Consider the following 12,190-nt stretch of genomic DNA (forward strand, 5'->3'; position numbering starts at 1 on the left):
GAGTCTGCAATGCTGTCTGTGATTTTTGTGATTCTGACTCTGGCGCTGGTCATGTTCCTGGTGTTCAAAAAGGTCAATATCGTTATTGCCTCCATTATCGCCAGCATTGTCCTGGCGGTTCTGGACGGACAGAACGTTGTCACCGCTATGAGCGAGACCTTTATGACCGGCACGGCCAACTACGTCAAGAACTTTTTCTTGCTGTTCTTCGTCAGCGCCCTGTTCGGCAAGATGATGGAGAGCACCGGCGCCGCTGCTGCCATTGCCCGGGGGCTGGCCAATCTGTTGGGTGAAAAGTTCGCCATTCTGGGCGTACTCTTCGCCGGTATGGTTCTGTGCTATGGCGGCATCTCCGCCCTGGTTATCGCCTTTACCATGTACCCCCTGACGCTGGCTGTATTTAAACGGGCCAATCTGCCCCGTCGGCTGATTCCCGGGGCCATCGCCGCGGGTTGCTTTACCTTCGCCGCCGCGGCCCTGCCCGGCACGCCCCAGACCATCAATGTGACTCCAATCCCCTACCTGGGCACCACCGTTACCGCCGGCGCCACCCTCGGTATCATCTGCGGCATCATCGGCATTGCTGCAACCTGTGTGTACATGTACTGGGAGGCGGCCCGGGCCCGGGCTGTGGGCGACGGATTTACCGCCGATACGGCCACCCTGGAGGCCCTTTCCAAGGCCGATGAGGCGGGCTCCAACATCAATCCCATCGTAGCCCTGATCCCCATTCTTGTTATCATCGTCCTTCTGGTGGGGCTACAGATCAACGTTCTCATCTCCATGCTGGCCGGCAGCGCGGCTTGTGCGCTTCTGTTTTTCAAGAACGTCAAGAACGTCCCCAGCCTGCTGGGTGACTCTGTTCAGAGCGCCATGAGTGCCGCTATCACCACCGGGTGTATTGTGGGCTACGGTGCCGTGGTCAGCGCCAGCACCGGCTACGCCACCCTCAGTGCGGCTCTGCTCAGTCTGGACGCCCCGCCGCTGATCTCCTACGGCCTCACCACCACCATCCTGGCCGGCGCTGCGGGCTCCGGCACCGGCGGCCTGGCCATTGCCCTGGAGAACCTGGCACCTCAGTATCTGGAGATGGGCATCTCCGCCGAGGTGCTCCACCGCATCGGCTGCCTGAGCGCCATCGGCCTAGACTCCCTGCCCCACAACGGCGCTGTGGTGGTTCTGCTCACCCTGGCGGGTATGACGCATAAGGAGTCCTATAAGCAGATTTTTGTCACTACTGTTGTCCTGACCGTGATTGTGGCCGCCATCGGTATTGCGCTGGCCACCGTTATGTACTGATGCATCCGTCGTCCGGCGGAAAACACCGTGACAGGAGTGCTGCAATGGATCGATTTGAGGATTTCTCCTCCATGAGCGCAGAGGAGCGCCAGGAGTGGACGGCCCAGGCCGCCGGTCTCTCTCCGGAACAGCGGGAACTTCTCCGGCAGGGGGGCGGCCTGCCCCTGGAGGTCGCCGACAGCATGATTGACAACGTCATCGGCACCTATGCCCTCCCCATCGGCGTGGTCCGCGGTATGGTGGTCAATGGGAAGGAATATCTGGTTCCCATGGTGTGCGAGGAGCCCTGGGTGGTAAGCTGCGCGGAGAAAGGGGCTGATCTGGCCGCCCAGTGCGGTGGGTTCCATGCAACCTATACCGGCTCCATCATGATCTCCCAGATACAGATTACCCAGGTCACCAGCCCACATGTTGCTTGCCTTAAGATCCTGGAGCACAAGCGGGAAATTCTGGAGTTGGCCAACCAGGCCGACCCGGTTCTGGTCTCTCTGGGCGGCGGAGCATTCGACGTTGAGGCAAAGCCCCTGGACACAGAAGTTGGGAGTATGGTCATCACGCAGCTGCTGGTGAATACCAAAGATGCCATGGGCGCCAATGCGGTAAATACCATGGCGGAAAAGGTGGCCCCGCTGCTGGCTCAAATTACAGGGGGTAAGGCGTACCTCCGTATTCTCTCTAATTTGGCCGTTCACCGCCTGGCACGGGTTCGTGTCTCTGTAAGCAGAGAAGTCCTTGGCGGCAGCGCAGTAGTGGATGGGGTTCTGGCGGCCCACGCCTTCGCCTGGAATGACCCCTTCCGGGCCTGCACCAGCAACAAGGGCACCATGAACGGCGCCAGCCCTGTGGCCTGTGCCACCGGAAACGACATCCGGGCCCTGGAGGCCGGGGCCCACGCCTATGCCAGCCGCAGCGGTGTGTATCGTCCGATCACCTGCTGGGAGCGGACTGCCTCCGGAGATCTGGAGGGGATGATCGAACTGCCCATGGCGGTGGGCATTGTGGGCGGCACCACCCGTACCCACCCCATGGCGGGGCTGCTGCTGCGCATGATGCACGTGGAGTCTGCAGCGGAGCTGGGCATGGTCATCGCGGCTACGGGTCTGGCGGAAAACCTCTGGACCCTGCGCACACTGGCCACCGGCGGCCTCCAGGCGGAGTTCGTGCCCTCGCTGGAGCGCAGACAAGAAACCTAAAATGAATGCAAAGAATCAGCAGCACTCCGCATCCGCGGAGTGCTGCTGGTTCCTATCGATTTTTCGTGACAGCCATTCCAAAATAGTATATGATGATTTTGACAGGGGGAATGGATATGTCCAGGAGCATAGAGGAGCTGGAGACAACCAACAAATTGCTCAACCTTACGCTGGATAACTGCTTTGGCAACATCTTTGTTACAGACGGCAAAGGGAGGGTCATCTATGTCAATGACCATGCAGTGCAAGCGTTGAAGGTTCCACGGGAACAACTCCTGCGGATGTCCATCCATGAATTGGTTAGCAGGGGTATCACCGACCGGGCGGCCACGATTGACGTCTTAGAGACCAAGCGAGAATCCATTCGACTGGTGAACCTGCCTGGTGGCAGCACAGCGGTCTATTCCAAGCCGCTCTTTGGTAAAGACGGAGAAATTCAATATGTAGTAAGCTTCAGCCAGAATCGCGCCGTGGTAGAGCACTTCATGTACAGCGTCCAGCGGGAGAATCAGGTGGTCCGTCAGGCCCTGGATCACGTGCTCCATGACGCGGAAAATGGTGGCGAGCTGGTAGCAGAGAGCGCAGCCACCCAGGAGTGCCTGCGCATGGCGGAACGGGCCGCCCAGCTGGACAGCACCATTCTGCTCCACGGAGAGTCGGGTACCGGCAAAGAGGTCTTTGCCCGCTTTATCCACAGCCACAGCCAGCGGGCACAGCAGATTTTCCTTCCGGTCAACTGTGCGGCCATCCCACGGGAGCTGATGGAGTCGGAGTTCTTCGGGTATGACAAGGGCGCCTTTACCGGATCCAGCAGAGAGGGAAAGGTGGGCCTGTTTGAGATGGCCCATGGCGGGACTCTTTTTCTGGATGAGATCGGTGAGTTGAATCTCCCCCTGCAGTCCAAGCTCCTGCGGGTTTTGGAGACCGGAGAGATCAAGCGTGTGGGCGGCACCAGCATCAAAAAGGTGAATGTACGCATCGTAGCCGCCACCAACCGGGATCTGCGGGCCATGGCCGATGAGGGCTCCTTCCGGGAGGATCTCTTCTACCGATTGAACGTCATCCCCATCACGGTCCCGCCTTTGCGGGACCGGCGGGAGGATACCGCCGTGCTGGCAACCCAGTTTTTATGCCGGCTTAACAAGAAGTATTCCGCCCATAAACAGTTTTCCTGGGCTGCGCTTTCCGCCCTTCAGGACTACAGCTGGCCGGGAAATGTCAGGGAACTGCGCAATGTAATCGAGCGCATGTTTGTGATCGTAGCCGACGACGTGATTACCGAGCTCCACGTCTGCGATATCCTGGGTGTCGGTACCGCCTCTATTTTCGCGGGAGCCCGTCACGAGTCCGCCCTGACCGAGCAGTTCTGGGACAACTCGCTACAGGCCGCCACGGAGCGATTCCAGCGGGCCTATCTGGCCCGGGTTCTCCGGGCTTGCGGTGGAAATGTCCGCGAAGCAGCCCGAAAAGTGGGGCTGGGCCGCTCCGGCCTCTACAAGAAGCTGGACCGCTTGGGAATGATGGAAAAATCCCATTGGAGAGATCCTGAATCTCCCCCTCCGCAGAAAATGCCTCCCGGTTTATGACCGGAGATTCCACAGGCTGCACGCTGCGGGAAATTTTCCCGGGCTCAGGGCGGCTGAACACTGTTGACAGATCCGGTACCTTTGGCTAGGATTTATACATCACTGCAATTGGCGGACGTATACAGGAGCGCTTCCGCACAGACCGTCGCGGAACAGGCAGAGGCCCGGTTCTCCGACTGCTACCGCCACTTCCGGGACTTTCAGGAGTCACCGGCCCTGCCGCACCTACTGTACAACTGGTTCCGCTGCGTCTTGGGGCCGGACGGCCGTCCCTGTCCCCCAAAGGAAATATGATCGCCGTCAGGGCTCTCCGAGGGGCCAATCAGATCTGCAGAAATCTGAGCCAGGCCACCGGGCCTGGACGGTGCTGCGGGCGTTGGATGCCTGCCTCTGCCCCCTCCGCAGCGGAGCAGATCCGCAGGGGGGATGTCCTTGGTTGTTGGTATAGCCCCTCCTGGCTCTGCGACGGATACGGCGGAAAGGAGCGTAAGGACAATGACCAATGAACAGGTAACTGAGATGCGCTTTGCCAGGCTTTACCCGCTGCTGGAGGCCAAAGCGGTCAAAAAGGGCCGTACACGGGAAGAGGTACAGCAGGTGATAACCTGGCTGACCGGATACAGCGCCGGGGAGCTGAAGGAGCTTCTGGAGACGGACACCACATATGGAGCTTTCTTTGCCAACGCTCCACGCCTCCATCCAGAGCGGGAGCTGATCAAAGGGGTGGTCTGCGGCGTGCGGGTGGAGGAGATAGCCGATCCCCTCATGCGCGAGATCCGCCGCCTGGACAAGCTAATCGACGAGCTGGCAAAGGGAAAGCCCATGGAAAAAATCCTGCGGCAGGGGGAGCACACCCGGGCGGGCCGGATGGCAGAAGGGCGGAAAGAGGCGTCTGCGGGCAAACGGTATGAATATGACGCGGTCATCCACGTACTGCCGGAGAAGGACGGTGCCTACGTGATCTTCCCATGGAATATCCGGGATGAGTTCGGCAGGGGCCGCGTCAAGGTACACGCCACCTTTGACGGCATTCCCTACGACGGCAGCATCGTCAACATGGGCCTGAAAAATGATGACGGAAGCGTATGCTATATTTTGGGTATGCTGAAGTCCATTCGGACCAGACTGGGCAAGGGAGCCGGCGACACCGTGCACCTGACAATCCAGGCGCGAGAGTAAATTCTCCGTGCAGGCAGGATTCCTCTGCCGGACTTTCCCGCTTCAAATGCAGGTGTGCCGCGGCTGTTTGCGGATGCAGGCGCACTCGTCTTCCTGCGTCCTTGCTGCAGGGAGGAAGACAGCGCCAAGATTTAGCAGACAAAGTCTGAGGACGGGCAGGATGGCCCGTATGCCGCCCATAAAGAGGCTGGGGGACAAAAGTCCGTTGTCTGCCGTCGCCATCCCCCGCTGATATCATGGCCTGCAGCGGCGGCGGACTCTGCAGCAATACCGTGGATCATGAAGGCCGGGAGCCGAAAGCGGCCAGCCTGGGTCTGAATCCTGCCCACGAAACTCCATAGCGCAACAAAGCAGGCCCCCGGAGCCATGGCAGTTCCGGGGGCCTGCCGCATGATGAGGATGCTGTGCCGGGCGGCGTGCCGGATTATCCGCATCATACACATCCTGAGAACTATACTTCACCCCAGCCCCGCCGTCGGGCCAGAGCCAGCATGCCGGAACAGAACCGCTCCCACGGTGCCAATGATATCAGTGATGGGTCGCCCTCGCGGATACGCATAGTGCGGCGGATCTCCTTGGGAATGACCACGCGCCCGAGATCGTCGATGCGGCGCACGATTCCAGTCGCTTTCATCTATCAAACTCCTCCTGCGGTTGTGGTTACAGCCGTTAGTATCCGCAGGTTTCCAGCCGGTATGCAGATCCACCCGGTGGTTTCATTTGGAAAGGGAGAGGATAACTGACAGCTTCCGCGCTTTTGCGTTGACAGGCGGAGTCGCGGCGCATACAATAAAAACACGAAAAAGGGGGAGTGAGTAATGGAGTTGGAAACACTGCGCTGGGCCCTGCACGGGACGGCGGCCTATCGGCACGTGGTGGAGGAGGAGCCGCTGCAGAAGGTCCTGATGCTTCTGGACAAGCTGGCTGCCGGGGACGGAGCCGGTGCGGCGGAGGATTACGCCAGGCTGTTTTACACCCTGCGGACGGAGGAGAAAACCAGCCTGGGGGAGTGGCTGGACGGCCAACTGCGGGACCGGGAGTCTCCTTATGCCGCCCTGGTAGAGCGGGGAGGAGAGGATCCCGCCCTGGAGGAGGCCGCCAGGCGGGATATCGAGACGTTTGCCGCCCTGGCGGAGCTGGACTGCGGCCGTCTGCTGGAGGCCGTGGGAGCGGCCGTCCAGCCGGAACTGGAGGGGATGCTGGCGCGTCTGCCCAGGTGGGAGAGCACCTGTCCCTTTACCTTTGAGGAGCTGACGGAGTTCTACCGCACCCACGGGGCGGGGCTGTTCGCCCGCCACCGGGCATTCCTGTGGGAGGATGGTGGGTTCTATCCCGTGGAGAAACCCGACTGCCCGGAGCGGGATGAGATGTTCGGGTACGAACTCCAGCGGGACCAGGTGGAGGCCAACACCCGCGCCCTGCTGGAGGGCAATCCCGTCAATAACGTGCTGCTCTACGGAGACTCGGGTACCGGCAAGTCCGCTACGGTGAAGAGCCTGCTGTCCCTGCCGGGCTTCGAGGACCTGCGGCTCATTGAGGTGCAGAAGGATGGCCTGGCCGACATGCCTAGGCTCATCCGTACCCTGGGGGGACGGAAGCTCAAGTTCATCCTGTTCATCGACGACCTGGCCTTTGACCAGGACGACAAGACCTACTCCGCCATGAAGACCATCCTGGAGGGCGGGCTGGAGCGGCGGCCGGCCAACGTGGCCATCTACGCCACCTCCAACCGCCGCCGGCTGGTGCGGCAGACCTTCTCTGACCGGGCGGGAGACGAGGTGGATGCCGGCGAGACCATCCAGGAGAAGACTTCCCTGTCCGACCGCTTTGGCCTGCGCATCCCCTATCTGGCCCTGAATAAAGCGGAATTCCTGGAGTTGGTGGAGAACCTGGCGGATCAGGCGGGGGTTGCCACGGATCGGGAGACCCTCCGGGCAGATGCCCTCAAATGGGAGATGAGACATCCTGGCCGGACGCCGAGAACGGCGAAACAGTTTATCGCAAGTCTTAGCCTGTAGTCGGCCTGCCTGCATCTCCCGGGGAGGAACCGGGGCAGCAAACCGGACAGGACATGTTTGCCCACTGTGATTTGAGAGTTTTCAATCGGAAACCAAAAAAATTGGTGTATAAAACCGGGAGCGGCACAGCTGACACTGTGCCGCTCCCGGTTAAAACTTGTAGGTTTCCGCTGTTGGTGATTTTCCAGCTGCCCGCACAAACCGGGGCGGCTCACCTGATCAGTCAGGCCTTTTTCTGGTTTTTGACACTGCGGTTCCAGATCATGATGCCCACGATGCCGATGAGCATGATCACGCCCATGGCCAGGAAGTAGTACTTGTAGCCCGCCTCGGAATAGGTGTCCAGGACGACGCCGGCCAAGAAGGGGCAGAACACTTCGGGCAGGTAGCCGATGGTGCTGATCAGGCCGATGGCGGTGCCGGAGACCTCCATGGGGATGCCGCCGTCATCCATCAGGGAGAAGACGATGCCATAGTTGCAGTACATGCCCACATAGATGATGGCGCACAGGATCACGAAGACAGGCACGCTCATGGCGGGGAACAGGGCGATGGCAAAGGTGCCGGCGGCCATGATGGCAAAGCCGATGGTCATGATCCTGGGGCGGCCCAGCCGGTCGGCCAGAATGCCGCCGCCCACGGAGGCGAAGGGGCGGATGTAGTCGGCCATAATGGTCACGATGGTACCGCCGACCATGGCCACGCCCAGGGTGGAGGTGGCGTAGGGGTTGAAGTAGGAGTAGGACATGTTCATCACGTAGGTGCAGCACAGAATCAGGCAGAGGATCCACACCTGGGGCAGCCTGATGACGGTGAGCACCTGCTTGAAGTTGAACCGCTCGGACTGGTCGGAGGTCTGGGGATCCTTGAAGAACAGGAGCACCAGCACGCCCAGCACGATGACCACCACGGAGTAGAAGACGATGCCGCCCTTCAGGCCCGCGGCGTTTATTTCAGAGCTGCCGGTGCTGCGGCTCACGGCGTTGATGATGGCCAGGGCGATGGCCAGGTGCACGGCGTTGGTGACGCCGCGGCCGGCCTCCATGAAGCCGTAGGCTTTGCCCTGCTCGTCAGAGGAGGCCAGGCTGCGGATGCCCTTCACCAGGGCGGGCCAGAAGGCGAAGAGGGCGGTGAAGCCCCACACCAGGTAGATGATCAGAAGGGTGGCGTAGCTGTTGGCGACCAGGTGGAAGAAGCCGGCCACGCCGGTCAGGATCAGGGAGATGGAGATGAGCTTCTTGGGGGAGATGAAGTCGGCCACCACGCCGCCGAACAGGTAGGAGACCATGCCGAACACGCCGAAGATGGAGCCCAGGGAGCCCATCTGGATGTTGGTCAGGTTGTAGGCGGACAGGTAGGCATCATAGTAGTAGGTGCGGAAATAGGGCAGACCGTAAATCAGCGAGCCGGCGATGGCCAGGATAATCAGCCGCCACATGTTTCCCTTTAGCTTGGATGCGACTTTTTGTGCCATAGGTTGTTACCTCCTCATGTACGTTGCAGACCTCTCGTTCTATGTCAAGCCTCCGCAGCGTGGAGCTCCTCCAGTGCGTTGAGGCAGAGCTCCATGGCGGCGGGCAGGCAGTCCTCGTCAAAGTCAAACTCCGGGTTGTGCACCGGGCCGGTGGTGTCCGCACCAATGCCCACATAGGTGCCGATGCCACCGTTCTGCTGTACCTTGGTGAGCATGACGGCGGCGTCGTCGGTGCCGCCCACGTTGCCCTCAAAGTACACGGTCTCGAACCAGGGCACCTTCTTGGCCGCCCGCTGGATGATCTCCATCATGGCGGGATCGCTGGCGCCGGCGGGCACCTCGCCGTAGTCCACATAGTGGTAGGTCAGGCCGTATGCCTTGACCGTGCCGTCCAGGATGTCGAAGATCCGCTTGCCGGCGTAGGCGGAGATCTCCGGGTACTGGCCCCGGTATTCGATGCGCATCATGGCGTTGGGGGCGATGGTGTTGGCGCACACGCCGGCATGGATCTCGCCCACGTTCACCCGGCACAGGCCGGCCTCGTGAGGGGCGATGCTGTGGATGTTCAGGGCGGCAGAGCAGGCCGCCAGCAGGGCATTCCTGCCCTCCTGAGAGGCGCCGCAGGGGTGGGCCGCCCTTCCTTCCAGATACACGTCCAGCTGCCGGTCGCTGAGGAAGTCACGGCAGCCGCAGGCCACCGTATGAGAGGGCAGGGGCTTGTTCTCGGCGCTCAGGGCGATATGGACGGCGATGAAGTTCATCACGTCGTCCAGGTGGCCCTTGTCTACGATGGACTGGGCACCGTAGAAGGTCTCCTCCGCAGGCTGGAAGAAGAGCTTGATTTTCCCGCAGAGATGCTCCTTCCGCTTCTGAAGCTCCCCGGCAATGCCCAGGCCGATGGCGGTGTGGCCGTCGTGGCCGCAGGCGTGGACCGACTGGGGGTTGCAGGAGAGGTAGCCCTCGTCAAAGGGGCGGTAGCCCGCCTTCTGGGGCTCGTCATAGGGCAGGCAGTCGATCTCAAACCGCATGGCGGACACGGGGCCGGGACGGCCGGTGTCCAGCACGGCCATGACGCCGGGCCAGCCATTGGTCCTGGCCACGAAGTCGGGGTTGGCCCCCTGGGCGACGGCCCGCTCCATCTCGGCCTTTACCTGCTCCTGGGTGAGCCGCTCCGGCTCGCCCACGCTGGCCGGCTCGATCACGTCGGGGCCCATGGCCACCTCATAGCCCATGCCGGTCAGGATCTCGGCCACCCGGGCACTGGTCCGGAATTCGTGCCAGCCGTTTTCCGGGTACTTGTGAAATTCTCTCCGGTACTCACTCAGTTTGTTCATGGTTTCCCTCCACCTTTGATGAATCTGCGCTGCTGTCCAGCGCCTGACCTAAAATGGCAATGGCTTTGTCAATATCCTCGTCCCGGATGTTGGAGAAGCAGAGCCGGACGTGTCCGGCCCCCGGATATCCCTTGGGGTAGAACAGAAAGCCGGGTATGATCAGCAGCCCCCGCTTCTGGGCCTCCCGGAACAGGGTGCGCTCGTTGATGTCCTCATCCAACGTACACCAGAGCAGCAGTCCGCCCTTGGGCCTGGTGTAGTGGATTCCCTTGTCCGCGATGCGGTCCAGACCCCGGCACAGCAGCTCCAGCTTGCGGGCGTACCGGGCGGCTAGACGCTGGACATGTCGGGCGAAGTAGCCCCGCTCAATGTACTCGTTGAGCATGTACTGTCCCATGCTGCTGACGGAGGTCTCGTCCACGATGATCAGCCGGCCCAGCGTATCGATGAGATCCGTGGGCCCCACGATGTAGCCCGTCTTGATCCCGTAGGGAAAGGTGAGGGTGAAGGAGTCCAGGTAGACCACAGAGCGGTAGCGGTCCAGAGAGTAGAGGGTGGGCAGCCGGCCGCCCTCATAGCGGAAGTCCCGCTGGGAGTCCTCCTCGATGACCGGAATGCAGTACTTCCCGGTGATTTCCAGCAGCCTGTGCCGCTTCTCCAGGGACATGACGATGCCCGTGGGGTTGTGGTAGTTGGGCATGGTGTAGATGAATTTTGGGGCGTATTTCCGGATGGCGGCCTCCAGCTTGTCCAGATCCATGCCGTCGGCCTCCATGGGAACGGTGACCAGCTGGATGCCCTTGTTGCGGAAGATGCTGGCATTGTCGGGAACGATGGGCTCCTCCGCGATGACGCAGTCCCCCTCCTTAAGGTAGAGAGTCATGAGGTGGTTGAGGGCCTGGTTGGTCTCCGAGACCAGCTGGATATTCTTGGGGTTGATGTACATGTTCTCCTGGAACAGCAGGGAGCAGATATTGCGCTTCATCCGCTCCGCCTCGTTTTGGGAGGCGTTGGCCAGGTGCAGCACGATTTCCCGGATGCCCTCGTCCGGATAGGCGGCCTTGTCCATGACGATTCCGCCCAGGGAGAGCAGCGCTTCATTCTCCGACTGGCAGAAGATGTCCAGAAACAGCTTCTCCTTCTCGTTGAAGTGGTAGCGGATCATCTTCTCCAGGGGGAAGAACCGCTGGAAGGGGAAGCGGCCGTCGGCGATCTCCTTGACAAAGTATCCCTTGGGCTTTTTGGAGGAGACAATCAGATACCCGTCGTCCACCAGCTGTCCGTAGGCCTTGATAATGGTGTTCCGGTGGACGCCCAGCTCCTCGGCCAGCCTGCGCTCGGACGGCATCTTGTAGCCCCGGCTGAGCTCACCGGACAGGATCAGATTCTGGATGGAGCAGGAGATCTGGAGATAAAAGGGAGTCTCGCTGCTGCGGTTGATGTGGATGTTCATGTGCCGCCCCTTCTCCGTGGTGGATGGGTTTGTGAAAAATAGAGCCTGCTTCTGCGGGCTGGTATGTTAGATTTGGTGAAATTATATCAGCACCCTTACCAGTCGGAAAGTACCATAATTATTTTTTGGTACAGACCAAACGGCCCTGGCAGGTATCAAACGCAAAAGGCCCCCTCGCCGTTTAACCGGCGAGGGGGCCTGCGGAATGCCAGCTGGAACGCAGTGCAGCCGCTTACTTGTGATCCACGCTGTACATGTGAGCGATGAGATCCAGCACCTTGTTGGAGTAGCCGATCTCGTTGTCGTACCAGGAGACCACCTTCACGAAGGTGTCGGTCAGGGCGATGCCGGCCTTGGCGTCGAAGATAGAGGTGCGGGTGTCGCCCAGGAAGTCGGAGGACACCACGTCCTCGTCGGTGTAGCCCAGGATGCCCTTCAGCTCACCCTCGGAGGCCTTCTTCATGGCGGCGCAGATCTCGTCGTACTTGGCGGGCTTGGCCAGGTTGACGGTCAGATCCACCACGGACACGTCCAGGGTGGGGACACGCATGGACATGCCGGTCAGCTTGCCGTTGAGCTCGGGGATGACCTTGCCCACGGCCTTGGCAGCGCCGGTGGAGGAGGGGATGATGTTGCCGGTGGCGGCACGGCCGC

General features: G+C 60.9%; 8 protein-coding genes and 3 pseudogenes. 6 read left to right on the forward strand and 5 right to left on the reverse strand.

The window, feature by feature from the left end; genetic code table 11:
- Nucleotides 1-9: 9 nt before the first annotated feature.
- From QZ378_RS04425 to QZ378_RS04445, 5 genes and pseudogenes are all read left to right on the forward strand, one after another.
- Nucleotides 10-1,299 carry a GntP family permease gene (locus tag QZ378_RS04425; protein ID WP_291257440.1) on the forward strand — a complete coding sequence of 430 codons (1,290 nt, stop codon included), beginning with the start codon at nucleotides 10-12 and terminating at the stop codon, nucleotides 1,297-1,299.
- Nucleotides 1,300-1,343: 44 nt separating this feature from the next.
- The gene (locus QZ378_RS04430) at nucleotides 1,344-2,492 is read left to right on the forward strand and encodes a hydroxymethylglutaryl-CoA reductase, degradative (protein WP_291257441.1); all 1,149 of its coding nucleotides are present in this window, start codon (nucleotides 1,344-1,346) and stop codon (nucleotides 2,490-2,492) included.
- Nucleotides 2,493-2,608: 116 nt separating this feature from the next.
- Nucleotides 2,609-4,078: a sigma 54-interacting transcriptional regulator gene (locus tag QZ378_RS04435; RefSeq protein ID WP_291257442.1), complete on the forward strand. Its 1,470-nt coding sequence runs from the start codon at nucleotides 2,609-2,611 to the stop codon at nucleotides 4,076-4,078.
- Nucleotides 4,079-4,573: 495 nt separating this feature from the next.
- Nucleotides 4,574-4,921: pseudogene (locus QZ378_RS04440) on the forward strand (DUF2200 domain-containing protein); the annotation flags it as partial.
- 24 nt (nucleotides 4,922-4,945) lie between these two features.
- Nucleotides 4,946-5,257: a DUF1905 domain-containing protein gene (locus tag QZ378_RS04445; RefSeq protein ID WP_291257444.1), complete on the forward strand. Its 312-nt coding sequence runs from the start codon at nucleotides 4,946-4,948 to the stop codon at nucleotides 5,255-5,257.
- Between the two features lie 535 nt (nucleotides 5,258-5,792).
- On the opposite strand, the pseudogene QZ378_RS04450 reads toward QZ378_RS04445, so the two are convergent.
- Nucleotides 5,793-5,891: pseudogene (locus tag QZ378_RS04450) on the reverse strand (AbrB/MazE/SpoVT family DNA-binding domain-containing protein); the annotation flags it as partial.
- Between the two features lie 184 nt (nucleotides 5,892-6,075).
- Between QZ378_RS04450 and QZ378_RS04455 the strand changes: the two are divergent.
- The gene (locus tag QZ378_RS04455; protein WP_191379597.1) at nucleotides 6,076-7,275 is read left to right on the forward strand and encodes an ATP-binding protein; all 1,200 of its coding nucleotides are present in this window, start codon (nucleotides 6,076-6,078) and stop codon (nucleotides 7,273-7,275) included.
- A 223-nt stretch (nucleotides 7,276-7,498) separates the two neighbouring features.
- On the opposite strand, the gene QZ378_RS04460 is transcribed toward QZ378_RS04455, so the two are convergent.
- The 4 genes and pseudogenes from QZ378_RS04460 to QZ378_RS04475 form a co-directional block, all read right to left on the reverse strand.
- A complete protein-coding gene (locus tag QZ378_RS04460) occupies nucleotides 7,499-8,749 on the reverse strand; it encodes a nitrate/nitrite transporter (protein ID WP_191379596.1) in 1,251 nt (416 codons plus the stop codon).
- A 44-nt stretch (nucleotides 8,750-8,793) separates the two neighbouring features.
- A complete protein-coding gene (locus tag QZ378_RS04465) occupies nucleotides 8,794-10,083 on the reverse strand; it encodes an amidohydrolase (RefSeq protein ID WP_291257443.1) in 1,290 nt (429 codons plus the stop codon).
- A complete protein-coding gene (locus QZ378_RS04470; protein WP_191528357.1) occupies nucleotides 10,067-11,536 on the reverse strand; it encodes a PLP-dependent aminotransferase family protein in 1,470 nt (489 codons plus the stop codon). Before QZ378_RS04470 ends, QZ378_RS04465 begins: the two co-directional genes overlap by 17 nt.
- Before the next feature lie 232 nt (nucleotides 11,537-11,768).
- Nucleotides 11,769-12,190, reverse strand: a pseudogene (locus QZ378_RS04475) (type I glyceraldehyde-3-phosphate dehydrogenase); the annotation flags it as partial.

It is taken from the genome of Flavonifractor sp. (assembly GCF_019422385.1).
GTDB lineage: Bacteria > Bacillota > Clostridia > Oscillospirales > Oscillospiraceae > Flavonifractor > Flavonifractor avistercoris.

Coding starts and splice junctions, on each gene's coding strand:
- QZ378_RS04425 (WP_291257440.1), top strand. CDS start 10: ATGCTGTCTGTGATTTTTGTGATTCTGACTCTGGCGCTGGTCATGTTC.
- QZ378_RS04430 (WP_291257441.1), top strand. CDS start 1,344: ATGGATCGATTTGAGGATTTCTCCTCCATGAGCGCAGAGGAGCGCCAG.
- QZ378_RS04435 (WP_291257442.1), top strand. CDS start 2,609: ATGTCCAGGAGCATAGAGGAGCTGGAGACAACCAACAAATTGCTCAAC.
- QZ378_RS04445 (WP_291257444.1), top strand. CDS start 4,946: ATGGCAGAAGGGCGGAAAGAGGCGTCTGCGGGCAAACGGTATGAATAT.
- QZ378_RS04455 (WP_191379597.1), top strand. CDS start 6,076: ATGGAGTTGGAAACACTGCGCTGGGCCCTGCACGGGACGGCGGCCTAT.
- QZ378_RS04460 (WP_191379596.1), bottom strand. CDS start 8,749: ATGGCACAAAAAGTCGCATCCAAGCTAAAGGGAAACATGTGGCGGCTG.
- QZ378_RS04465 (WP_291257443.1), bottom strand. CDS start 10,083: ATGAACAAACTGAGTGAGTACCGGAGAGAATTTCACAAGTACCCGGAA.
- QZ378_RS04470 (WP_191528357.1), bottom strand. CDS start 11,536: ATGAACATCCACATCAACCGCAGCAGCGAGACTCCCTTTTATCTCCAG.